This window comes from Pigmentiphaga kullae (assembly GCF_004216695.1).
Classification (GTDB): Bacteria; Pseudomonadota; Gammaproteobacteria; order Burkholderiales; family Burkholderiaceae_B; genus Pigmentiphaga; species Pigmentiphaga kullae.
The window spans coordinates 857,889-881,873 of the sequence record NZ_SGXC01000001.1; the positions used below are offsets into that span (position 1 = coordinate 857,889).

Sequence of the window (23,985 nt, forward strand, 5' to 3'; positions counted from 1 at the left end):
CCTTCAGGCCGCGACCTGGATGTCGAACAGGGATGCCTCGCCCTTGCGGCGCACCTCGACGTCGAGCAGCGTGGCGCAATGCGGGCAGGCGTGCTGGACGACCTCGAGATCGTGGTGGATGCGCACGCGCGGCCCCAGGTCCTCGGGTGTGGCGAGGTGGTGGCGCGCGTAGTCCTTCCAGTTCTCCGCCGCCGGCGCGATGGCGGTATCGCAGCTGTTGCAGACCAGGTAGGGCGTGCCGGCCGCGCGCACGATGCGCGCCACGTCGCCGACGATGGCCACGGGCTCGGCCTGCGCCGTCTGCGGACTCCCGTCCAGCGCCTTGCCGGCGGGCCATGCCAGCCGGCACTGGCGGATCGCCGCGCGCGCGGCGGCGGTGGCCGCCTCGTCCAAGGTTCCGCCCTTGGTCACCACGCCGAAGATGTGCTCGGCCACACGGGCCGAGAAGGCCCCGGCCGCGACATCCGCCGCCACGCTGTCGGCCGGCCGGCCCAGCGGATCGCCCCAGCCGCCGCCGGCCGTGGGATTGCATTCGTAGACGTCGTCCTTGCCGAACTCGAACTCCGGCGGCTTGGCGTTGAACTCGACTTCCTCGCCTTGCAGCCTGTCCATGCGGTCGGGGAACACGCCGTCGGCCAGCAGTTGGCGGATGTTGCTGTGGCGCAGGAAGCGGCGATGGTTGCAGCCACTGGGATAGCCGCCGAACAGGCCGCGCGAGGTGGGCGACTGGTAGCCGTGGCAGGCGACCAGCGATTCGACCTCGTCCACGCCGTGCAGCACGAAGGCCGCTCCGGCGGCCTGGCCGCCCACGTTGCGGCCGGCGCCCGAGCTGTCGGTGATGATGCGGCGGTACATGTACAGCACCGGCAGCTTCAGCTCGGTGGTCTCGACGTTGGGCGCGCGGCCGGCGGTGATGTTGCGCTGGCCCGAGACGCTCACGCCGTCGCGGTGCGCATAGGCGCCGCCGCCCGACAGCATCACTTCCAGGATGGGCGCGGTGGCCGGTTCGCCGTACTGGTTGCGGCCATGGATGTGGAACAGGTCCGGTCCGCTGGCCGGCGACGACTGCGCCTCGGCCAGGTAATCCGGATGCGTGGCCATCAGCTTGGAGATGACCTCGGTGGTGGTGACCTCGACCAGCCACATCGCACCCAGCGGCCCCTGGCTGCACGGCGCGGGGAACTTGCACGAGACGATGGAACCTTCCGTGGACAACACTTCCAGCGGCCGCAGCAGGCCCTCGTTCCACGGCAGGTCGTAGGCGATGACAGGCAGGATGCCGGCGTAGACCCCCGCCAGCAGACCCGTGCGCGTCGCGTTGACGAAGCCTGGCGCCTGCGGGTCGGACCCGGTGTAGTCGAATACGATGCGGTCGCCCTGCTTGCGCAGCTCGACGTGGATCTTGTAGATCTTGTTGTCGAAGCCGTCGTGGTCCAGGAAGGCCTGGGCGCGGAACACGCCGTCGGGCAGTTCCTTCAGGCGTTTGCGCATCTTGGTCTCGGACAGGCTCATCATGCCGTCCATCACCGTCAGCACCGTGTCCACGCCGTACTTGGCGATGGTGTCGAGCAGGCTCTTCACGCCGATGTTGTTGGCCGCCATCAGACCCTTCAGGTCCAGGCTGATGTTGGTGGGCAGGCGCGACATGCCGGTGATGAAGTTCAGCACGTCGCTGCGCAGCTCGCCGCGGTCGATGATCTTGACCGGCGGAATCAGCATGCCTTCCTGGCGGATGTCCTTGGCCATGGAAGCGAAGCTGCCCGGCACCATGCCGCCCACGTCCAGCTGGTGGGCGCAGGCGCCGGTCCAGCCGATGCGCCTGCCGTCGACGAAGATGGGCGCCAGCACACCCACGTCCGGGCAATGCAGCGCACCCTTGTGCGGGTGGTTGACGATGAACATGTCGCCCGGGTTGATGCCGACGGAGTCCTCGCAATCCTCGATCACGTGCTTGACCATCAGCGACAGCGAGGCTGCGTGGAAGGTCACCGTCTTGCCCATGGTGACCACTTCGCCGAAGGCGCGGTAAAGGCCGGTGTTGAAATCGGTCGCCTCGTTCACCAGCGCCGACCCCGACACCGAGGCCAGCGTGGCCGCCTGTTCGTCGGTGATCGACAGCAGCCGGTGGCGGATCACCTCGAAGGTGATCGGGTCGACCTCCTTGGCCGTGTATTCGTAGACCTGATGCATGCTCGTCTCGATAGCGTTATTGGTTGCGCGCGATGGAAATCACGAAGTTGCCGTAAGGCTCCATTTCGACCGACTGGTCCGGGCCGACGACGATGGTGGTGTCGGGCCGCTCGATGATGCAGGGGCCCGCGATGGCATGGCCGGGACCCACGTCCTCGCTGCGGTAGATGTCGGCGCGGATGAAGCCGTGGCCGTAGAAATAGACCTGGCGGTCGGACACCGGCCGGTTCGAGCGGCCGGCGCCCTCGACCTGGCGCGCCGCCGGCTTGATGACCGGGGACGTGCCCTCGACCCGCACCACGGTGAACTCCACGCCCGAACTGCGCAGCGCGGTGTTCTTGCCGTAGATGCGCTCGTACTGCGCCTCGAAGGCATCGACCAGCGCGTCCACGTCGGCGGCCTGGAGCTGCCCGGCCGGCACCTCGACGCCGATCTCGTGCACCTGCTGGCGGAACCGCATGCCGATGTAGCGGTGGATGGTGACGTCGTCGCCCAGCGCTTCGCGCGCCCGGGCCTCGATCTGGCCGAAGCCCTCGTTCAGGGCGGCGATGTCGATGTGCTCGGACGCGCGCTTGAAGCGCGCCGGCGCGTGCTGGCCCACCGCCAGCGAGAACGAGCGGTGGCGGTCGCCCGTGACCGTGCCGTAGGCCGAGTGCGCCGGCCCGGTGTTGGGCACGACCACCTTGCCGATGCCGGCCACCTCGGCGTACTGGTGCGCGTGCGTGGCGCCCGCGCCGCCGTAGGCCATCAGCACGAAGTCGCGCGGATCGTAGCCGGCGCGCAGCGTGACCCGGCGCAGCAGGTCCGCCATCTGGTTGTTGGCCACCTCGCGGATGCCCGCGGCCGCCTCTTCCACGCTCATGCCCAGCGGCTCGGCCACGTACTTGCGCACGGCTTCGCGCGCGGCCTCGACGTCCAGCGCCATGCGCCCGCCCAGGAAGTAGCGCGGATCGATGATGCCCAGCACCACGTCGGCGTCGGTGATGGTCGGCTCGACTCCGCCGCGGCCATAGCACGCCGGCCCCGGCGTGGAACCCGCGCTTTCCGGGCCCACGGTCAGGTGGCCGTCGCGCACGCGGGCGATCGAGCCGCCGCCCGCGCCGATGGCCGTGACCTTGATCGACGGCAGCGCCACGTGGAAACGGCCCACTTCGCGCACGGTTTCCAACAGCGGCTGGCCTTCCACGATCAGGCCCACGTCGAAGCTGGTGCCGCCCATGTCGGCGGTCAGCACGTTGCGGTAGCCCAGCAGGTCGCCCAGTTTCTGCGACGCCAGCACGCCGCCGGCCGGACCCGAGGTCAGCAGGTTGGCGGCCTGGAACGCGGCCTCGGCCGCGGGCAGCACGCCGCCGCCCGATTCCATGATGGAGATCGGCCCCTGGAAGCCGAAACGCCGGATCGCTCCTTCCAGCCCATTGATATAGCGGTGGATGACCGGCCCCAGGTAGGCGTTGATCGACGTGGTCGAGGTGCGCTCGTATTCGCCGATGATGGGCACCAGCAGCGAGGACGTCGTCACGAACAGCCCTGGCGCCTCTTCCTCCACCAGCTCGGCCAGGCGCCGCTCGTGCGCCGGGTTGCGGAACGACCACAGCAGGCTGATGGCGATGGCCTCGACGCCCGCGTCGCGCAGTTCGCGTATGGCCTGGCGCGCCGCCGCCTCGTCCAGCGGCACGATGACCTCGCCCTTGTAGTCCACGCGCTCGGCCACGCCCTTGATCAGGTCCAGCGGCACGATGGGCTCGGGCACGCGGCGCTTCGAGAAATGCGAGATTTCGTGCGTGGGCATGCCGATCCAGCCGCCCATGGCGCGCTGGATGCGCAGCGTGTCCTCGAAGCCACGGGTGGTCAAGAGCCCCGTTTTCGCGCCCTTGCGTTCGATGAACGCATTGGTCGCGGCGGTGGTGCCGTGCGAGAAGTATTTCAGTTCGGCCACCAGCCGGTCGGCCGGGATGCCCAGTTCCTCGGCCGCCAGTTTCATGGCGTCCAGCACGCCGCGCGTGCGGTCGTCGGGCGTCGTCAGCGCCTTGAAGATGCGCACGTCGCCGTCGTCGGACAGAAGAACGAGGTCGGTGAACGTCCCTCCGATATCCGTACCTATGTAAGACACGAGTCTTTCCTCCAGATGCCGCCCCGGTGGGCGATCGTTCCCCGGCACACGGCCGCTGCGCGGCCGCATCCGAATCTGGCGCTATTAGAACCCGAAAAACATTCTATGTATAGAACTATAGAATGTTAAAAGACTAGGTAATTACCCTTTATAAAAAGAGGGAAACGTTAAACCATCCATTGAATCAAGATGGTCAGGATTGTTCGTCTGGCTGCCGCTGTTCGATCTGCAATCGCGCCCGTTCAATCGCCTGCTGCAACCGCTCGCCCAGCACCGCGCGCGGCGGCAAGGTGGTCAGGTACTCCGCGACGTGGATACCTGATTTGTCCAGCTCCAGTAACTCGATCTGTTCGCGTTTCTTGCCAGTGCAAAGAATGATTCCGAGTGGCGAGGCTTCCTCCGGCTCGCGTTCATGCTTATCGAGCCAGCGCAGATAAAGCTCCATCTGCCCTTTGTATGTGGCCTTGAATTCGCCGATCTTTAATTCGACGGCCACTAGCCGGCGCAGTTTACGGTTGTAGAACAACAGATCCAGATGGAAATCCTCATCGTCGATCTGAATGCGCTTTTGCCGTGCGAGAAAGGAGAAACCTGCGCCCAGTTCCAATAGGAAGGCCTCCATTTCACGGGTGACCGCAGCCTCCAGATCACTTTCCTGCCAGCTATCCCGCAGCCCTAGAAAATCAAGAATGTATGGATCACGCATGATCAGAGAGGGTGACATGCGCTGGGCATTTCGCAAGGTTGCCAGCTCTTTCGCGATCGTCTCGACCGGCTTTTGGGACAATGCTGTACGCTCGTATAGCATCGAATCGATGCGTTCGCGCAGCGTGCGTACACTCCAGCGTTCGGCTCCCGCCATCTGCGCGTAGTAGTCCCGCTGCATTGGCTCTTTGAGCACCAGCAACAGGACAAAGTGCGACTAACTCAATTGTCGCGACAATTGATTCATCCGGAAACGTGGCAGCGAACTTGACCATGCGGCGCAAGTTCTTCTCCCCGAAGCCCCGCCCGTAGTCGCGGGCAAGCTGCTCGGCCAGGGACGGCATGATTTCCTCTCCGTACCCGGCCCGCTGGCCGGCCAGCACTTCTGTGTAGATACGATAGCCAATGCGCCAAAACAGCAGGGTCAGCTCGGCATTGATTGCCAAGGCGGCGCGACGACGCGACGCCTCGATCAGTGCTCGAATGTCGCCCAGCAGCGCCGACGGCGCTGCTAATGACGATGCGGATACCTTACGCCCGGCCATACTTGCGCCTCCACCGTGCACCTAAATTATTTGATACCCCTGCCGTATCAAGCTGTGGCGTAGCCCAGCCCAGCACCAAGCTGAAACCATCGTGAAAAGAAACCTCGCCCGAGGCTCAGTCCTTCTTCAGCAACGACTTCAGCCGATCCAGCCTTTCCTTGGCGCTGAGCCCGGGCGTGGCGTCGGCCACCTCGTCGGTCTCCAGCCCCATTTCCTTGATGAAGCGCGAAGGTTCGCGCGCGATGTCCTCGCGGCCGCGCTTGCGCTTCTTGCACCAGGTGACGTTCAGCGTGCGCCGCGCGCGCGTGATGCCGACGTACATCAGGCGGCGCTCTTCCTGCACGCGGGCTTCCAGCGATTCGGCGGCCTTGGCGGGGTCGCCTTCCTCGTCATCCTTGCCCAGGTGGGGCAGCAGCCCTTCCTCGGTGCCGACCAGGAACACGTGGGGATACTCCAGGCCCTTGGAGGCGTGCAGCGTGGACAGGCGCACCAGGTCGGGATCCTCGTCGTCGTTTTTCTCGAGCATGGTGATGAGCGCGATGTGCTGGACCAGGTCCATCAGGCTCATCTTGTCTTCCTCGGCCTTGCGCTTGAGCCAGCCCAGCAGATCCAGCACCGTCTGCCAGCGATTCTGCGCGCCGCGTTCGTCGAAGTGGTCGTACAGGTAGCGCTCGTACTGGATGGCGCGCACCAGGTCGTCCAGGATCTCGGAGGCAGTCTCGCCCGACGGGGCGGCGTCGCCCTTGGCGGCGCCGGCGCGCCACTGCATGCGGTTGATGAACTCGCAGAATTCGCGCAGCGGCCCGAGCTGGCGCGGTTGCAGGCGCTGCTCCAGGCCGGTCTCGAACACGGCGGTAAACAGCGGGATCTCGCGTTCGCCCGCATAGGTGCCCAGGACTTCCAGGGTCGACTGCCCCACGCCCCGCTTGGGCGTGGTGATGGCGCGGATGAAGGCCGGGTCGTCCTCGTCGTTGGCGATCAGGCGCAGGTAGGCCATGATGTCGCGCACCTCGGCCTTGTCGAAGAAGCTCTGCCCGCCCGACACCATGTACGGAATCTTCAGGTTGCGCAGCGCCTGTTCGAGTATGCGGGCCTGGTGGTTGCTGCGATACAGGATGGCGAAATCGCGCCAGTCGGCCTTCAGCTCGAAGCGCGCGGCGGAGATGCGCATGGCCACGGATTCGGCCTCGGCTTCTTCGTCGTCCATGGGGATGACGCCGATCGGGTCGCCCACGCCCAGGTCGGACCACAGCTTCTTGTCGAACAGCTTGGGGTTGTGCCCGATGACGCTGTTGGCCGCCGCCAGGATGCGCTGCATGGAACGGTAGTTCTGTTCGAGCTTGATGACGCGCAGGTTGGGATAGTCGGTGGTGAGCTTGGCCAGGTTCTCGATGGTAGCGCCGCGCCAGGCGTAGATGGCCTGGTCGTCGTCGCCCACGGCGGTCAGCATCGCGCGCGGCCCGGTCAACAGCTGCACCAGCCGGTACTGGCAGGCGTTGGTGTCCTGGTATTCGTCCACCAGCAGGTAGCGGATGCGCGACTGCCAGCGCTCGCGCGCCTCGGCGTCGGACTCCAGCAGCCGGGCCGGCAGGCGGATCAGGTCGTCGAAATCGACGGACTGGTAGGAACGCAGGGTGGCGTTGTAGCTGCGGTAGACGCGCGCGGCGTCGCGCTCGCTGTCGGTGGCGGCCAGGCGCTCGGCCTGGTCCGGCTCGACCAGCGCGTTCTTCCAGAGCGAGATGGCGTTCTGCACGGCGCGGATCAGGCCCTTGTCGGTGGTGGCGACCAGTTCCTGCACGATACCCATGGCGTCGTCCGCCGCCAGGATGGAGAACTGCGGCTTGAGCCCGACCTGCTTGGCTTCCTCGCGCAGCATCTTCACGCCCAGCGAGTGGAAGGTACTGATGGTCAGGCCCTTGATGGCATTGGGCGGCGCGACCGAGCCGACCCGCTCGGCCATTTCGCGCGCGGCCTTGTTGGTGAAGGTAAGCGCCGCCACGTTGCGCGCCGAATAGCCGCAGTCGCGCAGCAGATAGGCGATCTTCTGCGTAATGACGCGGGTCTTGCCGCTGCCCGCCCCGGCCAGCACCAGGCAGGGGCCGTCCAGGTAGCGCACGGCCTCGCGCTGCGCCGGGTTCATGCCGGCATCGAGCGGCGGCAGCGCGGCCGATGCGCGCCCGTCGGGCTTGTTCAGCCGCGAGTCGGCGCGGTCCATGGCACGGGTCGCGGCGGAAGAAGAAGAGGCAGTCATACGGAAGCTTGGCAATCGATGGCGCGCAGCGGACGGCCGCGCGGACGGTGTTCGGAGGCGGGCATGGACGGCGGCCGGCGATCGCGCATCAGATCTCCAGCGGATCGACCTCGAGGTGCCAGCGCACCCGCGCGGTCGCCGCCAGGCCGGGCAGCACGCCGGCCCAGGCGCGCAGGAAGCCCTGCAGCGCGGGACGGCTGTCGCTTTCCACCAGCAACTGGGCGCGTTCGACATTGGCCACGCGAACCACGCGCAGCGGTACAGGATCATAGAGCGTAATGCGCGACATATCCGCGGCCTGGGACGAATCGGTCCCATCCGTCCGCTCCGTCCAGGCCCGGGCCTGCGCCAGGAAGGCCTGGGCCTGGGCCAGTTCGCGCGCCTCGGCGGTCAGCAGGGCCTGGTAGGCGAACGGCGGCAGGCCCGCCGACTCGCGTTCGCGCAGCGCATAACGTGCGAAGCCCGCGTAGTCGTGACGCACCAGAGCCTGGTACAGCGGCTGCTCGGGATAGCCGGTCTGGATGTAGACCTCGGCGGGCGTGCCGGCGCGTCCGGCGCGGCCCGCCACCTGCATCAATTGCGCGAACAGGCGCTCGGGCGCGCGGAAGTCGTGCGAGAACAGCATGGCGTCGGCATTGAGCACGCCGACGAAGCCCAGGTTCTGGAAGTCGTGCCCCTTGGCCACCATCTGCGTACCGACCAGGATGTCGATGTCGCCCGCGTGCATGCGCGCGAACAGTTCCTGGGCGCTGCCCTTGCGGCGCGTGCTGTCGGCGTCGATGCGCGCGATGCGCGCGCCGGGGAAAAGCTCGCCCAGGTGTTCTTCCAGCCGCTGCGTGCCACGGCCCATGGGCTGCAAGTCCTGGTTGCCGCAGTCCGGGCAGGCCATCGGCACCCGCTGCTGCCAGCCGCAATGATGGCAGCGCAGTTCGTGGCGCCCCGGGCCGCCCGGCACGCGCGGCGGCTGGCGGTGCAGCACCATGTAGGCCGAGCAGCGCGGGCAGCCGCTGACCCAGCCGCAGGCGTCGCAATGCAGGACCGGTGCATAGCCGCGCCGGTTCAGGAAGATCAACGACTGCTCGCCCTTTTCCAGCCGCTGCGCCACGGCTTGCAGCAGGGGCGGCGCCAGGCCCTGCTGGAGCTTCACGTTGCGGGTGTCGAGCAGCCGGATGCGCGGCGGTTCGGCGGCCAGGGCCCGCTGCGGCAGGGACAGCAGCAGGTAGCGGCCCGTCTGGGCATGGTGCCAGGTCTCCATCGACGGCGTGGCCGAGCCCAGGATAATCGGCACGCCGCGGTCGCGGGCGCGCCAGATCGCCAGGTCGCGGGCGGAATAGCGCAGCCCTTCCTGCTGCTTGTAGGAAGGGTCGTGCTCTTCGTCCACCACGATCAGGCCCAGATCGGGCAGCGGCGTGAACAGCGACAGCCGCGTCCCCAGCAGCACCCGGGCCTGCCCGCGCACCGCCCGCAGCCAGGCTTGCAGCCGCTCGCCGTCGGCCAGTCCGCTGTGCAGCACCGCCACCCCGCCCGTTCCCGCGATGGCCTCGAGCCGTCGGCGGAACACCTGTTCGAGCTGTGGCGTCAGGTTGATCTCGGGCACCAGCAGCATCACCTGCCGGCCTTCGCGCAGGACGCGTTCGGCCACCCGCAGGTAGACCTCGGTCTTGCCGCTGCCGGTTACGCCATGCAGCAGGACGGGCTTGAAGCCCGACAGGCCCGACAAGGCCTCCACCGCCTCCTGCTGGGAGGCGTTCAGGGTGGGCAGGGAAACCGGCGGCAGCGCGGACGTCGCTTCCGCGTTTTCAGATGCAGAAACGTTTTCCTCTGAAGTAAGTGCCCGCTCATCGTCTGGGGCCTGATCTTTCTTGCGCCGCGTCCGCTTGGGCTTGGCCGCCCGCGCGGCCCTGGCATCCAGCCGGGCCACCGGCCCGCCCGCGGCACGCAGGCCCTGGTAGGCGGCCGGCTTGCGCAACGGTCCGGGCAAGGCGGGCAACATGACCTCGCCTAGCGGGCGCTGATAGTAATCGGCGGCAAAAGCCGCCAACTTCAGCCAATCATCTGGAAACGGGGGCAGATCGTCCAGCATCTGCACCACGTCCTTGACCTGCTCGACCGCCACCGCGGGTGCCACCGGGGTCTCGATGACGATGCCCACCATTTCCCGCCGGCCGAAGGAGACGATCGCGCGCTGCCCCACCCGCGCGCCGGCCGGGGCGCGATAGTCGAACAATCCCGCCAGCGGCACGTCCAGCGCCACGCGCACCCAGGTCGCCCCTTCCTCCCCGCCTGGCGACGGAACGAGGGACACAGGGACGGACGGGGATGTGGACAACTGGGAAACTCCGGCGACAGACCACGGCGCCATCGCCGTGGGAACTTAAAGTAAAACCTCTGAATCTTTGCTAACCCCGCCGCTCGACAGGGAATTTTTTTGCGGGCCGGAAGCTGTGGATAACTTTGGGGACAACCGGCGCACAAATAAGGTAATAGGACGTAGACGAAAAGTGCTTGCTTTGGGATCTAATGATACAGATCCCCTAAAACGTAAATAAATCAACCACTTAAAGCCTACTGCCGTGGCCCCATCGAGCTTGCAAGATACGTTCCCGGTCTATGCCCGAATGTGCATAAGTTGAATCCGTGTGCCAGGCAATACGGGTTAGCACTGCCCTCCCGCCCCCGCATGGCGCGGACGTTGTCCACACCGGCTAGGAACCCGCGCGCTGCTGGCGACTGTGCTGGTGGACGGCCTCGACCAGCACCTCGACCGCCTCGGGCGGCGTGAACTGCGAGATGCCGTGGCCCAGGTTGAAGACGTGGCCCGGCCCCGCGCCATAGCTGTCCAGCGTGCGCGCCACCTCGGCCCGGATGCGGTCGGCGCCGCCGAACAAGGTCATCGGATCCAGGTTGCCCTGCAAGGCGACGCGGTCCCCCACGGCGGCGCGCGCCTTGCCCAGGTTGACCGTCCAGTCCAGGCCGACGGCATCGCAGCCGGATGCGGCAATTTCTTCCAGCCACAGCCCGCCGCCCTTGGTGAACACGATGGCCGGCACCTGCCGGCCATCATGCTGCCGCACCAGCCCGGCCAGGACCTGCCGGGTATAGGCCAGCGAGAACTCCTGGAACAGGCCGTCGGCCAGGACGCCCCCCCAGCTGTCGAAGATCATGACCGCCTGGGCGCCCGCCTCGATCTGGGCGTTCAGGTAGACGGCGACCGCCTGGGCGTTCACGCTCAGGATGCGGTGCATGAGATCGGGCCGGCTGTACATCATGGTCTTGACGGTGCGGTAGTCGCTGGACCCGGCGCCTTCCACCATGTAACAGGCCAGCGTCCACGGGCTGCCGGAAAAGCCGATCAGCGGCACGCGTCCGTGCAGGTCGCGCCGGATCTGCCTGACGGCGGCGAACACGTAGTCCAGTTCGGCCATGTCGGGCACGGCCAGATTGGCCACGTCGGCCTCGGTGCGCAGCGGGCGGGCGAAGCGCGGCCCCTCGCCCGCGGCGAAGTCCAGGCCCAGGCCCATGGCGTCGGGCACGGTCAGGATGTCGGAAAACAGGATGGCCGCGTCCAGCGGAAAACGCGCCAGCGGCTGCAGCGTGACTTCGGTCGCGTAGTCGGGATTCTTGGCCAGGCCCAGGAAGGAGCCGGCACGCGCCCGGGTGGCGTTGTACTCGGGCAGATAGCGGCCGGCCTGCCGCATCAGCCAGACCGGGGTGTATTCGGTTTCCTGGCGCGCGAGAGCCCGCAAAAAGACGTCATTCTGGAGTTTGGGCTCGGACACGGCGGACCTCGGCAAAGAGAAGCCTGGGATTTTACCTGGGTAGTCAGGCGAACTTCATCAGCAGCAGTCCGACCATCAGCAGCCCCATGCCGGCCCAGCCGGCGGGCCGGATGCGTTGGCCGAACAGGGCCCAACCGGCCAGCGCGGTGGCCAGGATGCCCAGCGCGCCCCAGGCGGCGTACGCCACCGACAACTCGATGCCCTGCACCGCCACGTACAGGCAGGCGAAGGCGCCGAACACCAGGGCGATGGACAGCGCCCCGTACAGCTTGCGGGTGAAGCCCCGCGACAGCTTCAGGAAGATGTTGGCAGCCACTTCCAGGCCCGCCGCGACCAGCAGCATGACCCCGTGGAACCAGGTGAAGGAATCCAGCACGGTGCCTCCTTACCGCGAGGCGGCAAGCGCGGGAACGATGTCCTCGTCGGCGGCGGGCGTCATGCCGCGCTTGATCAGCAGGATGCCGCCCAGCACGGCGGCGATGCCGGCCGCCTTGGCGGGGCCGATGCTTTCACCGAACCAGGCCAGGCTGACCAGCGTGATCGCCACCAGCCCCACGCCTTCCCAGACGGCATAGGCCAGGCCCACCGGCACGCGGGTCACGGCCAGCGACAGCGCGTAGTACGACGCGCCCAGCAGGACGAACATCGCGGCCAGGCCGCCCAGGTGTCCGTGGATACTGCTCCATTTCATGAAGCTGGTGCCGGCCACCTCGGCGACGATGGCGATGGCAAGAAAAAACCAATGTCGCATGATGCGCTCCTCGTTTTCATGGCTGTATTGCGGAATTGTTACCTTGCGAGCAACAATATTCCGGCCATGATGACGAAGGGCAGCAGCACCTTGGCGGCGGCCACGAGAACCTCGGCCGGGCGGAACGCGAACGCGGGGTCCGGCATGGCCGGCGGGGCCGCGGGGGTGAATCGATGGGTAATGGGCGTATTCATGATGCGCTTCCTTGTAGTGACGAGCGCGAGCAGCCATGCGGCTGGCGCGGCGGTCGTGCGTAATGGGCGAGGTCTGGTTGCGTGCACGGCGGCACGGGCGTCCGGACGACGCTAACGATCCGGTGCGGGCAGGATCGAGGAAGCGCGGAAGACACGGGCAGGATGGCTGCGAAGAACCGGCCGGGCGCCATGCGTGGCATGGACGGCGATTCGGGCATATCCTGTGGCGAACGTGGCAGGGCGCCTTGCGATCGGTCCGCGGAACAGCGGGCAGAACATGGGGTCGCTCCCTATGAAAAAGGATATTTGCTACGTGTTCCAGTATAGGGCGTCATTGCTTCGATGCCTTGACCACATTGTTATCTATACTTGAATAATGGACCGCCTGACCCCCATACGCGCCTTCCTGGCCGTGGCCGACGCCGGCAGCTTCACCGGCGCCGCACGCAAGCTTGGCGTTTCGCGCTCGGCCATCACCGGCCACATCCAGGAACTGGAACGGCACCTGGGCACCCAGTTGCTCAATCGCACCACCCGGCGCGTCTGGCTGACGCGCGAAGGCCGCCGCTACGCCGAACGCGCCGGCATGCTGCTCGAAGGGCTGGCCGAGCTGGATGCGGAGATCCAGACGCGCAGCGGCCGCGCCGAAGGCCACCTGCACGTGGAAATGGCCGAATCGGTGGCCAACGCGCGCGTCATCCCGCGCCTGCCGGAATTCGTCCAGGCGTATCCCGATATCTCGCTACGCATCTCGCTGAACGAAGGCGTGGTCGACCCCACCGTCTCGGGCGCCGACATCGGCCTGCGCGTGGGTCCGCTGCGCGATTCGCCTTTGCGCTTCAAGCTGCTGGGCCGGGGCAACTACATCATGGCCGCCAGCCCCGCCTACCTGAAGCTGTACCACGCGCCGCGCCACCCGGACGAACTGCGCCGGCACCGGCTGATCGAATTCTGGGACCCGGACACCGGCCGCCCCTACGACTGGCAGTTGGTCAAGGGCAAGCAAACGGTAAGCGTGGCCGCCGAGGGCCGCCTGATCGTGGACAACACCCGCGCGGGCCTGACCTGCGCGCTGGCGGGGCTGGGCATCTACGAGGACCTGGACTTCCTGCTGGCGCAGTCGCTGGCGGAAAAACGCCTGGTGCAGGTGCTGCCCGACTGGAAGCGTCCCGGCCCGCCCATCGCGGTGCTCTACACGGCACGCCGCCCGGTGCCGCCGCACATCAAGGCCTTCGTGGATTTCCTGGTGTCGGTGTTCGGGTCGGGGCGCGGCTGAAACGCACCCGCGCCGCGGATCATTCCGGCACCAGGCCGATCTTCTGGGCCACCGCCTGCCACTGGACGAGATCGCTGCGCACCGTGGCGCCGAACTCCGCTGGCCCTTCGGGCAGGATCTCGAAACCGGAGGCCACCAGGCCCGAGCGCACGCCCGGCTTGTCCAACGCGCGCCGGATCGAGGCCGCCAGTTTGTCGATCACGGCCGGCGGCGTGCCGGCGGTGGTCATGACCCCGCCCCAGATGGTGGCCGAGTAGGTGGGGAAGCCCGATTCCTGAACGGTTGGCACGCCCTTGAGCAGGGACAGGCGGCGGCCTTCGGCCGTGGCGATGACGCGCACCCGGCCGCTCTGGATGAACGGCAGCGCCGAGATGATGGACGCGAACATGACCTGCACCTGGCCCGCGATGAGATCCGTCAGCGCCTGGCTGGCGCCCTTGTAGGGCACGTGGACCATCCGGATGCCCGAGACCTGCTTGAACAGTTCGGCCGCCATGTGGTGGGGCGTGCCGCTGCCCGGGGAGGCGTAGTTGAGGCGGTCGGGATGCTCGCCCGCATAGGCCACGAGCTCGCGCATGTTCTTCACCGGCAAGGCGTTGTTGACCACGATGACGATGGGCTGGTTGGCGATGCGCATGACAGGGGCCAGATCGCGGGCCACGTCGAAGGGGATGTTGCGCAGCACGAAGGGATTGATGGTCAGCGTGTTGGTGGCCAGCAGCAGCGTGTAGCCATCCGGCGCGGCCCGGGCCACGAGGTCGGCGCCGATGTTGCCGCCAGCCCCCGGCTTGTTGTCGACGATGATGGGCTGGCCCAGGATGTCCGCCAGCGGCTGCGCGATGTCGCGCGCCAGCACGTCGTTGCCCCCGCCCGCCGTGAACGGCACGATGAAGCGCATTTGTCGGGTGGGATACGCGTGGCCCTGGGCCCGGGCACCGCCCGGCATCCCCCATGCCATCGCGGGCAGCGCGGCCAGGAGGGCACGCCTGTTGTGGTCCATAGCTGTCTCCTCTTGGACGTGGGACGATTGTTTTTAAGTCCCAATATACGGAATATAATGACACTATATCTATATTTTTTCTATCTATTTTTTCGTATTTTGGGATTTTAAAGAAACAAGGGACGAAGAAGGGCGCCGCCCTGACGTGGACGGGCCCGGCCCGACGGGTCAGTCCGCCCCGGTCCGAGGGTCCGCGATCTGGCGTATGCCGGCTTTCAGGGATTGCAGCAGGCCTTCCTTGTCCAGCACCTCGTAACGCTCGGTGCGAAATACCATGACGAGGCCGGCGGGCATGTTCAGGGGATCCTGTTCGATGGGGGCGGCCACGCCCACGTTGCCCTGGTCGAGTTCGCTGAAGGAGACGGCGTGCCCCGCCCGCTTGACGGCGGCCAGCGCGGCCCGGAACGCTTCCCACGATTCGCCCATGCCGGCCTGGGCGATGGCCGGGGCGTGCGCGCCATAGAGCCGCTTCTGGCGCGCCGGCGGCAGGCAGGCCAGCAGCACCTTCGAACCCGCCCCCCGGAACAGCGGCATCACCCTGCCCCGGCCGTAGCTCATGACGAGTTCCTGGTCGCCGCTTTCGCGGTGCGTGACCACGACCTGGTCCTCGTAGAAGACCGTCAGCAGCACGTCGCACTCGTACCGCTTGCGCAGGGCCTGCATGACCGGCAGGCTGGCCATCAGGATCGGGTCCCTTTGCCGGATGCAGTAGTCGAGCTGGATGATGCGCGGCCCCAGCGCGTACCCGCCCGCCGCGCGCGTCAGGAAACCCGCGTCGCACAGTTCCTTGACGTAGCGATACGCGGTGCCGCGGCTGTAGCCCAGGGTCGACATGATCTCCTCGGCGGTCAGGACGGCATGTTCCGACGAGAAGGCGTCGAAGACGGCGAGCATACGTTTGAGACTGGACATGTCCGCGGATCCGGTGCGGTGGGGGATTGCGGAATGCTACCGCATGCCATCGGCCGCCAACTGATGATGGCCGGGCAGCACCTGCACCGGGGCCCGCAGCCCATGGGCCGCCGCGGCCAGGCGCAGGTCCAGCGCCAGCGCGCGCTTGTCGGCGGGCAGCCACTGCCGCTCGTGTCCCCACAGGCTGGCCCCGTGCGTGAGTTCGCAGGCTTGCCAGTCCTTGTCCACGCTGCGCCCGCCCCAGCCGTATTCGATCATCAGCGGAGACGGCGTACGGACGTAGAACGAGGTCATGAAGTCGTTGATGTGCCGGCCGAGCGTCACCGCCACGCGGTCCTGCTCGCACGACGCGATGTCGTAGCCCTGCCCCACGTCGTCGAGCGAGCACAGTTCCACCATCAGGTGGTGGATGCCGTCGGTATCGGCCTCGATCAGCGCCAGGCTGTGATGGCGCGAGTTCAGATGGAAGAAGAAAGCCTTGAAGGGTTCCCGCATGTAGTCGCTCAGGCGGAATCCCAGCAAGTCGCGGTAGAACGGCACCAGCGCGTCCACATGGCGCGCGTTCAACACCACGTGCCCCAGGCCCAGCGGGCCCGTGCGAAAACCCGATATCGCACGGCCGGGACGGAACGGTTCGCCGCTGTGGGCGGCGCCGTGGAAGACCTCCAGCCGGTTGCCCGCCGGATCGGCCAGGGACAGCAGCCCCGCGACCTCCCGGCGGCGCGCCAGCACGTCCGGCTCGCGGACGAAGGGTACCCGCGCGCGCTCCAGCCGGGCAGCCAGCGTGTCCAGCGCCCGCGCGTCGGCGACTTCCCAGCCGAAGAAATGCGGCTGCGCGGCGTCCGCATCGAGCAGCAGGCGCTGGCGCCGGTCGTCCATGCGCAGCGCCAGGGTGTGGCGGCTTCTGTCCCCGATCTGCATGCCCAGCAGCCGCTGGGCGAAATCTTCCCATTCCGCCAGCCGGGAAGTACCCAGGCCCACGTATCCCAGAGATTGCAGCATTGCGCCGCTCCGTATTTTCAAAATCCCATAATACGTGAAAAATACAATAAGAAATCGAGATTTTTTTGCTTAACTTCACATTAGTACTGTATATTGAGAAAAAATACGACGATCAGGAGTAGTCGATGGAGACACCTTCCTCCCCGAACGCCCGGCCTCCCGAGGTCGGCAGCAGCCTGCCGACCTGCGGCTTCCGGACCAACTACCACGACGCCGGCAAGGGCCCCGGCGTGCTGCTGATCCACGGGTCCGGCCCCGGTGTCACGGCCTGGGCCAACTGGCGCCTGACCATCCCCGTCCTGGCCCGGCAGGCGCGCGTCGTCGCCCCCGACATGGTCGGCTTCGGCTATACGGAATCGCCGCCCGGGGTCCAGTACCACTGGTCCACCTGGGTGGACCAGCTCATCGCGCTGCTGGACGCGCTGGAGCTGGAACGGGTCTCGGTGGTGGGCAACTCGTTCGGCGGCGCCCTGGCGCTCAAGCTGGCGGCCCGGCATCCCGGCCGGGTCGACCGCCTGGTGCTGATGGGCCCGGTGGGCCTGCGGTTTCCCATCACGGACGGACTGGAGAAGGTATGGGGGTATCGACCCTCGCCCGCCGCGATGCGGGAACTGCTGGACATCTTCGTCCATGATCCGTCCTTCATCGACGACGAACTGGTGGCCATGCGCTACCGGGCCAGCATCCGCGACGACGTACAGGCCCGGTTCGGCAGCATGTTCCCGCCGCCCCGGCAGCGGATCCTGGACGACATGGCCACGGACGAAGCCGTCCTGCGCGCCATCCCGCACGAGACGCTCATCGTCCACGGACGCGGCGACAAGGTGATTCCGGTCGAGGCCTCGCGCCGGCTGGCCCAGACCATGCCGCGGGCGCGCCTGGCCGAGATCGACCGCTGCGGCCACTGGGTGCAGATCGAACAGCCGGCTGCGTTCACCGCGCTGGTCGGGGAATTCCTGGCGCCCCGCTGAAAGGAGACATCATGCGCAAACAGGATCTGCTGGGCCGCTGGGCCCTCAGGCAATGGACGCAGGCTTATGACGACGGCCGCGTGACCCACCCCATGGGGCAGGCGCCCCGGGGCTTCATCCAATATGACGACGACCGCATGTTCTGCATGATCGAGCGGGCGGACCGCCAGGCTTTCGCCACCGGCGGGCAGTGGAACGCCAGCGCCGAGGAAAAGGCGCGGGCCTACGAGAGCTTCATGAGCTATGCCGGTACCTACGAACTGGCCGGGGACGAAGTCCGGCAGCACGTCGACATGAGCCTGTTCCCGAACTGGGAGGGCGGCGTGCAGCGCCGCAAGGCGGCGATCGTCGACGGCCTGCTGCACCTGTCCGCGCGGCTGGAGGACGGCACGCCCGAGGCCCGCACCGCCAGCCTGGTGTGGGAACGCGCCGGCCGCGCCATCACTTCCTGAGGGATGCTTCATGAAAGACATTGCCAGCCTGATCCGCGACGCCTCGGTCCACAGCAGCCTGTACGCCGACCCGGCCATCTTCGATCTGGAGATGGAATCCATCTTCGGCAAGGGATGGGTCTACGTCGGCCACGCCTCCGAGATTCCGCGGCGGGGCGACTACGTCCGGCGCACCATGGGACTGGAACCCGTGCTGTTGATCCGGGGCGCCGACGGCATCCACGTCGTGGCCAACCGCTGCGCCCATCGCGGCAACCTGCTGTGCCAGCCCGAGCGCGGCAACCGCCGCACGCTGGCCTGCCAGTACCACGGCTGGATCTTCTCGCCCGACGGCGCACTGCTCGACATGCCGCTGTCCAGCATCGAGCCGGACGAATCGCTGCACCTGAAGCGCGCGCGCGTCGACAGCTACAACGGCTTCGTCTTCGCGACGTTCAACCCCTCGCCCATCCCCCTGCTGGAGCATCTCGGCCACGCCGCGCGCGCGCTGGACCGGCAGGTGGACCTGTCGCCCGAAGGCGAGGTCGAACTGCGCGGCCCCTGGGTCAGGCACCTGTTCCGCGCCAACTGGAAGATGCTGTCCGAGAACGAGGCCGACGGCTATCACGTGGGCTTCGTGCACGACTCTTTCACGAAAAGCGTAGGTACCCCCGGCAAGTACGGCAACATCCTGTCCGGCGAAGAGGACCGCATCACCGCGGTGGTCCGCTACCTGGGCAACGGCCACACCGAGCTCGACTACGGCCCCACCTACGACCGGCCCATGACCTGGCTGGGCGTGGACGAGACGCGCTATCCGGACTACACGCGCGACATGGTCCGCCGGCACGGCGAATCGGCCGCGCGGGAAATCATGCGGGCCGGACCGCCCCATACCTTCATCTTCCCCAACCTGTTCCTGGCCGAGACCTGTCTGGTCATGATCCAGCCCGTAGGCGTGGGCGAGACCGTCAACTGGCACACCCCGCTCTACCTGAAGGGCGCGCCCGAGGAACTGAACCGGCGCATCATGCGCCAGGGCGAGGTCGCCCTGGGGCCGTCGTCGTTCCTGACGGCCGACGACGCCATCATCGCCGAACGCCAGTGGCGCGCGCTGAAGGGCTCGCCGGCCTGGCTGGACCTGAGCCGCGGCCAATCCCGCGAAACGACGACCGACGGCGGCGTGGTGGTGTCCCACTACACCGACGAGACACCCAACCGGGGCTTCTGGCGATGCTACCGGGACATCATGGCGGAAACCGCCCAGCCGACGCTCTAGAAGGACATGCCATGCAGACCCCCTTGTTGCCGATCGACGAACACCGGATGCTGGAGCGCTTCGTCCACGAGGAAGCCCGGCTGGCGGACGAATCGCGCTTCGACGAATGGGAGGCGCTCTGGGACGAGAACATGCGCTACTGGGTGCCCGTCGTCATCGATGGCCAGGAGCCGGATCCGGACCGTGACGTCTCCATCATCAACGACAACCGCTCCCGGCTGGCGACCCGCCTGCGGCAGCTGCGCACCGGCACGCGGCACAGCCAGGCGCCACGCTCCATCCTTCGCAGGATGCTGTCCAACCTGACCGCCGATAAGGAAGAGAACGGCGAGTATCGCGTCGCCGCCAACTTCGCCATCTACGAATACCAGGTGCAGTCGGTCAACCAGTTGAACGTCTGGCCGGGCCGGGTCGAATACGGGCTGCGGCAGGTGGACGGCCAGCTCAGGATGTTCCTGAAAAAGGTATCCCTGGTCCACGCATCGGGCCCGCTGCCCAGCCTTTCCTTTCTGATCTGACCATGGCCCGCGCTCCGCTCTCGGCCATCATCGGCCTGGGCTTCAGCCCCCTTTCGCGCGAACCCGCCGGCTCCGTGCGCGCGCTGGCGGCCGCCGCCGTGCAGGCCGCCATGGCGGACGCCGGCGTCGGCCCGGACCAGGTGGACGGCCTGCTGCTCAACCCCAGCGCCCTGGCCGATCCCGGGGTCCTGCCGCCCAAGGTGCAGGACGACATGGGCCTGCGCACGCTGGGGATGCTGACCACGATCGAAGCCAAGGGCTCGTCGGTCCTCCAGATGGTGCAGGTCGCCACGGCCGCCATCCATGCCGGCCTGGCGTCGGTGGTCGCCTGCGTGTTCGCCGATGCGCCCATCGGCCCGACGCGCGGCGGCGGGGCCTCCTTCAGCAACGAAGGCTCGTTGACCGGCATCGCGGGATGGGACGCCTCGTACGGCCTGTTCGGCCCGGTCGGGTCCTACGCGCTGGCCGCAAGCCGGTACATGGCCCTGCATGGCGCCGGCCCCGATCACCTGGGCGCCTATGTCCTGGCCTGCCGCCAGTGGGCCGCGGGCAATCCTCTGGCCTTTCAGCGCGCGCCGCTCACGCTGGCCCAGTACCACGCATCCCGCATGATCGTCGAACCCTTCCACGTGCTGGACTGCGCCTACCCGGTCAACGGCGCAGCGGCCGTCATCGTGGCCGGCACCGACCGCGCCGCCGACGCCGGCCGGCGGCCCGTGTACGTCCACGGCATGGGCCAGGGCCACGCCAGCGCCGACACGCCGCAGGGGCCGCACGACCTGGCCACCGCCGGACAGCTCGCCGGCCGCAAGGCCTATGCGATGGCGGGCGTCGGGCCGAAGGACGTCTCGATGTGCCAGTTCTACGATGCGTTCTCGTACTGTGCCCTGGCCGCGCTCGAGGACTACGGACTGTGCGGCCGGGGCGAGGCCGCCGGCATGGTGCAGGACGGCGCGACCGCGCCCGGCGGCGCGCTGCCGGTCAACACCGGCGGCGGCCAGTTGGCGAGCTACTACCTGCAAGGCATGACCCCGCTGAGCGAGGCCGTCATCCAGTGCCGCGGCGACGGCGGCGCGCGGCAGTGCGCGGCCAACGACGTCGTGCTGGTCAACGGCTCGGGCGGCCGACTGGAGTATCACGCCGCGCTGATCCTGAGCCCCCACCGTTCGCTTGCCTAGGACTCGCCATGCCGCTTGCCTCCGATCACTTCGAACAGCGTTTCCTCGATTTCATCGCGCAACGCGAACTGCGCGTGCCGCGCCTGCGCGGCAGCGGCGAGATCCTGGGCTACGCGTCGCACGGCTACGGCGCGAACCCCGAAGACATCGAATGGATCCCCGCCTGCGGCCGCGCGACCCTGCATGCCTGCGCCATCTACCGCCAGCAGTACCACCCGGACTTCCCGCCTCCCTACAACGTGGCGCACGTCGAACTGGCGGAAGGCCCGCGCCTGGTCAGCCGGATCGTCGCGGACGACGGCACGCCCCTCGCGATCGGCATGCCGCTGCGCGCGCGCTTCGATCCGGCCGGACGCCTGGAGTTCGTTCCCGCCCCCACCCCGGGCGGCATGGCCGCCCCATCACGGAATCCCCGCTCATGACCGAGCCTTCATCCCACGCCTGTCCGCCCCCTTCCCGTACCGCCGGCGCGCTGGACGGCGTGCGCATCCTGGACCTGAGCCGCGTGCTGGGCGGCCCCTACTGCACGATGATCCTGGGCGACCACGGCGCGGAGATCATCAAGGTGGAACCGCCGCAGGGCGACGACACGCGCGGCTGGGGCCCGCCCTTCGCCGGCACGGACGCCGAACGCGGGGACGCCAGCTATTTCATCGGCGTCAACCGCAACAAACGGTCGATGGTGCTGGACCTGTCGCGCGAATCGGGGCGGGCCGTGCTGCTGCGCCTGCTGGAGGAAGCCGACGTCCTGGTCGAGAACTTCAAGCCCGGCACCATGGAAGCATGGGGCCTGGGCTATGAACGCGATCTCGCGCCGCGCTTTCCGCGCCTGATCCATTGCAGGGTGTCCGGCTTCGGCGGCCATGGCCCCCTGGGCAACCTGCCGGGCTACGACGCGGTGCTGCAGGCCATGAGCGGATTGATGAGCGTGAACGGCACGCCCGAGACCGGCCCGCTGCGCATAGGCACGCCCATCGTCGACCTGGCCACCGGACTCTACGCCACCATAGGTATCCTGATGGCCCTGCACGAACGCCGCCGCTCGGGCCTGGGCCAGTACGTGGACATGGCGCTGTACGACTGCGCCATGTCGCTGCTCCATCCCCACGCGGCCAACTATTTCCTGGACGGCAGCCGCCCGCGCCTGATGGGCAACACGCATCCGAACGTCACGCCCTGCGACAAATTCGCCACCCGCAGCGGCGAGATCTTCGTGGTCATCGGCACCGACCGGCAATTCCGCCGCCTGGTGGAGCTGCTGGGCATACCAGACCTCGCGGCCGACCCGAGGTTCGCCACCAACAGCGACCGGTCGCGCAATCGCGCGGCGCTCTATCCCCTGCTGGCCGAAGCATTGGCGCGGCACGACGGCGTCGCCCTGAGCCGGGCCCTGCTGGCCGAAGGCCTGCCCATCGGCCCCGTCATGGGCATGGACGAGGCACTGGAAGCGGACCACACGCACGCCCGCGCCATGGTCTACGAACGCGACGGCTACAAGGGCCTGGGCACGCCCATCAAGCTGTCGCGCACGCCCGGCGGCCTGCGCCGGACGCCTCCCACGCTGGCCGAACATGCGCGGGAGATCCTGCGCGAAGCAGGTTTCGCCGACGCCGACATGGACGAACTCGAACGCATCGGGGCAACGGCGCCCCGGCGCGCGCGCTGAGCCTTTTCCCGGAGCATCGCATGACCCCACCGGACGACTGGCGCGAAGCCTGTCTTTCCAACGATCTTCCCGAAGCGGGCACGCTGGCCGTGACCCTGGACGAGCAGGTCTTCTGCCTGTACCGGGTCGAGGGCGCCACCTACGCCACCGCCGACCGTTGCAGCCATGGCCGCGGCAGCCTGTCCGAAGGCATCCTGGAGGCGCATACCATCGAGTGTCCGTTCCACCAGGGCTGCTTCGACATCCGCACCGGCGCCCCCACGGCGCTGCCCTGCAACCGGCCCGTCAAGACCTACGCGACCCGCGAGGCCGACGGTGTCGTCTGGCTGAACACCAGCCCGCGCGACGTGGCCGGCCAGCCCTAGCGCCGCTTCATCGCGTCCCCGGCCGGCACGGCGCGGCACGGTTCCTTCGGCGGTAGGGATCCGCCGCGATCTCGTGCTTGCGCATCAGTTGCCAGAACGCCCGCCGGTTCTTGTGCGCCGCGCGGGCCGCCTGCGAGATGTTGCCCTGGTAGCGTTGCAGCATGTCGTCGATGTAGTGACGTTCGAACGCGGTCACGATCCTGGCCTTGGCCGACTGGAAAGGTTCGCGCGCCCCGAGGCCGGCATCGGCGTCGCCCCATGCGGGCGCGGGTTCGTCCTCTTCTTCCGGCGGCGCATCGGCGGCCGGGCAGGCATCGGCCGCCCTGCCCGGCCCCGCCAGTTGCACCAGCCGGGTCGTGAACTCCTCCCGACACATCGGATAGCGCATGAAGTCCCCCAGCCCGAACGACAACAGGTCGCGCAGGCCGGCCGCGCTCATGTCGCACACCAGTCCCAGCACGGGAGTCTGCAAGGCCTCGCCGGCCACGGCCAGCGCGGTGCGCGTCCATCCAAGGGTAGACAGCGTGACCGGCAGCAGGCAGACGTCGTAGCGCCTGAGCGCCAGGGCCTGGCGCCGCAGCGCGTCGGCGGACGCGGACGCATCGGCCGACGGCTTGCCCAACTGCACGCCGTGCAGCCCGATGCGCTCGCGTGCCGGACTCCAATCCTCCATCAACTCGCGCATCCACCGCGCGTGCTCGGGCACCATCAATACGCCGCAATCGATCATTCCCTTCATCGCCCTGCCTCTGGTTGTCCCAGCCGCCAGACTAGGGCTCCACGGCCACGGCCTCAATCCGAGGAAGCAACAAGCGCGTATGTCCGTATGCAGTTGCCGGCGGCGCGGCCGTTAACGGCCGGC

The 23,985-nt window shown here is 67.7% G+C and carries 21 protein-coding genes and 1 pseudogene; 9 read left to right on the plus strand and 13 right to left on the minus strand.

Annotation, left to right across the window (positions count from 1 at the left end; genetic code table 11):
• Positions 1 to 3 precede the first annotated feature (3 nt).
• The 9 genes and pseudogenes from EV675_RS04235 to EV675_RS29660 all read right to left on the minus strand — a co-directional run bounded on the left by EV675_RS04235 (position 4) and on the right by EV675_RS29660 (position 12,525).
• A complete protein-coding gene (locus EV675_RS04235; protein ID WP_130356149.1) occupies positions 4 to 2,190 on the minus strand; it encodes a hydantoinase B/oxoprolinase family protein in 2,187 nt (728 codons plus the stop codon).
• Positions 2,191 to 2,206: 16 nt separating this feature from the next.
• Entirely contained in the window at positions 2,207 to 4,300 is a 2,094-nt protein-coding gene (locus tag EV675_RS04240) for a hydantoinase/oxoprolinase family protein (protein WP_165404419.1), read from the minus strand.
• Between the two features lie 193 nt (positions 4,301 to 4,493).
• A pseudogene (locus EV675_RS04245) lies at positions 4,494 to 5,550 on the minus strand (PDDEXK nuclease domain-containing protein).
• Positions 5,551 to 5,665: 115 nt separating this feature from the next.
• Positions 5,666 to 7,690 carry a UvrD-helicase domain-containing protein gene (locus tag EV675_RS04255; protein WP_130357902.1) on the minus strand — a complete coding sequence of 675 codons (2,025 nt, stop codon included), beginning with the start codon at positions 7,688 to 7,690 and terminating at the stop codon, positions 5,666 to 5,668.
• Positions 7,691 to 7,889: 199 nt separating this feature from the next.
• Complete coding sequence (locus tag EV675_RS04260; RefSeq protein ID WP_423213216.1) at positions 7,890 to 10,106, minus strand: primosomal protein N'; 2,217 nt, start codon at positions 10,104 to 10,106, stop codon at positions 7,890 to 7,892.
• Between the two features lie 400 nt (positions 10,107 to 10,506).
• Positions 10,507 to 11,580 (minus strand): uroporphyrinogen decarboxylase, encoded by a 1,074-nt coding sequence (gene hemE / locus EV675_RS04265; protein ID WP_130356152.1) that lies wholly within the window; start codon positions 11,578 to 11,580, stop codon positions 10,507 to 10,509.
• Positions 11,581 to 11,623: 43 nt separating this feature from the next.
• Positions 11,624 to 11,956, minus strand: coding sequence for a multidrug/spermidine efflux SMR transporter subunit MdtI (gene mdtI / locus EV675_RS04270; RefSeq protein WP_130356153.1), 333 nt, complete (start codon positions 11,954 to 11,956; stop codon positions 11,624 to 11,626).
• Positions 11,957 to 11,965: 9 nt separating this feature from the next.
• Complete coding sequence (locus EV675_RS04275; protein WP_130356154.1) at positions 11,966 to 12,331, minus strand: SMR family transporter; 366 nt, start codon at positions 12,329 to 12,331, stop codon at positions 11,966 to 11,968.
• Between the two features lie 38 nt (positions 12,332 to 12,369).
• The gene (locus tag EV675_RS29660; protein WP_165404420.1) at positions 12,370 to 12,525 is read right to left on the minus strand and encodes a hypothetical protein; all 156 of its coding nucleotides are present in this window, start codon (positions 12,523 to 12,525) and stop codon (positions 12,370 to 12,372) included.
• Positions 12,526 to 12,901: 376 nt separating this feature from the next.
• Between EV675_RS29660 and EV675_RS04280 the strand changes: the two genes are divergently transcribed.
• A complete protein-coding gene (locus EV675_RS04280; protein ID WP_130356155.1) occupies positions 12,902 to 13,801 on the plus strand; it encodes a LysR family transcriptional regulator in 900 nt (299 codons plus the stop codon).
• A 19-nt stretch (positions 13,802 to 13,820) separates the two neighbouring features.
• Here the strand turns inward: EV675_RS04280 and EV675_RS04285 are convergent, their stop codons facing one another.
• The 3 genes from EV675_RS04285 to EV675_RS04295 form a co-directional block, all read right to left on the minus strand.
• Positions 13,821 to 14,801: a Bug family tripartite tricarboxylate transporter substrate binding protein gene (locus tag EV675_RS04285; RefSeq protein WP_130356156.1), complete on the minus strand. Its 981-nt coding sequence runs from the start codon at positions 14,799 to 14,801 to the stop codon at positions 13,821 to 13,823.
• Positions 14,802 to 14,969: 168 nt separating this feature from the next.
• Positions 14,970 to 15,713 carry an IclR family transcriptional regulator gene (locus EV675_RS04290; protein ID WP_130356157.1) on the minus strand — a complete coding sequence of 248 codons (744 nt, stop codon included), beginning with the start codon at positions 15,711 to 15,713 and terminating at the stop codon, positions 14,970 to 14,972.
• A gap of 36 nt (positions 15,714 to 15,749) precedes the next feature.
• Complete coding sequence (locus EV675_RS04295; RefSeq protein ID WP_130356158.1) at positions 15,750 to 16,715, minus strand: VOC family protein; 966 nt, start codon at positions 16,713 to 16,715, stop codon at positions 15,750 to 15,752.
• A gap of 125 nt (positions 16,716 to 16,840) precedes the next feature.
• Between EV675_RS04295 and EV675_RS04300 the strand changes: the two genes are divergently transcribed.
• From EV675_RS04300 to EV675_RS04335, 8 genes are read left to right on the plus strand one after another with little or no spacing between them, the layout of a single operon-like run.
• Positions 16,841 to 17,686: an alpha/beta fold hydrolase gene (locus EV675_RS04300; protein ID WP_130356159.1), complete on the plus strand. Its 846-nt coding sequence runs from the start codon at positions 16,841 to 16,843 to the stop codon at positions 17,684 to 17,686.
• A gap of 11 nt (positions 17,687 to 17,697) precedes the next feature.
• The gene (locus EV675_RS04305; RefSeq protein WP_130356160.1) at positions 17,698 to 18,138 is read left to right on the plus strand and encodes a lipocalin-like domain-containing protein; all 441 of its coding nucleotides are present in this window, start codon (positions 17,698 to 17,700) and stop codon (positions 18,136 to 18,138) included.
• Positions 18,139 to 18,148: 10 nt separating this feature from the next.
• Entirely contained in the window at positions 18,149 to 19,396 is a 1,248-nt protein-coding gene (locus tag EV675_RS04310) for an aromatic ring-hydroxylating oxygenase subunit alpha (RefSeq protein ID WP_130356161.1), read from the plus strand.
• Positions 19,397 to 19,407: 11 nt separating this feature from the next.
• Positions 19,408 to 19,914: an aromatic-ring-hydroxylating dioxygenase subunit beta gene (locus EV675_RS04315; RefSeq protein WP_130356162.1), complete on the plus strand. Its 507-nt coding sequence runs from the start codon at positions 19,408 to 19,410 to the stop codon at positions 19,912 to 19,914.
• Positions 19,915 to 19,916: 2 nt separating this feature from the next.
• Entirely contained in the window at positions 19,917 to 21,092 is a 1,176-nt protein-coding gene (locus EV675_RS04320) for a thiolase C-terminal domain-containing protein (RefSeq protein WP_130356163.1), read from the plus strand.
• Positions 21,093 to 21,100: 8 nt separating this feature from the next.
• The gene (locus EV675_RS04325) at positions 21,101 to 21,514 is read left to right on the plus strand and encodes a Zn-ribbon domain-containing OB-fold protein (RefSeq protein ID WP_130356164.1); all 414 of its coding nucleotides are present in this window, start codon (positions 21,101 to 21,103) and stop codon (positions 21,512 to 21,514) included.
• Positions 21,511 to 22,758: a CaiB/BaiF CoA transferase family protein gene (locus EV675_RS04330; protein ID WP_130356165.1), complete on the plus strand. Its 1,248-nt coding sequence runs from the start codon at positions 21,511 to 21,513 to the stop codon at positions 22,756 to 22,758. The genes EV675_RS04325 and EV675_RS04330 overlap by 4 nt, the downstream gene beginning before the upstream one ends.
• A gap of 20 nt (positions 22,759 to 22,778) precedes the next feature.
• On the plus strand, positions 22,779 to 23,123 hold the full coding sequence (locus tag EV675_RS04335) for a non-heme iron oxygenase ferredoxin subunit (RefSeq protein ID WP_130356166.1): 345 nt from the start codon (positions 22,779 to 22,781) through the stop codon (positions 23,121 to 23,123).
• A gap of 7 nt (positions 23,124 to 23,130) precedes the next feature.
• Here the strand turns inward: EV675_RS04335 and EV675_RS04340 are convergent, their stop codons facing one another.
• Complete coding sequence (locus EV675_RS04340; protein ID WP_130356167.1) at positions 23,131 to 23,862, minus strand: hypothetical protein; 732 nt, start codon at positions 23,860 to 23,862, stop codon at positions 23,131 to 23,133.
• Positions 23,863 to 23,985: the final 123 nt, after the last annotated feature.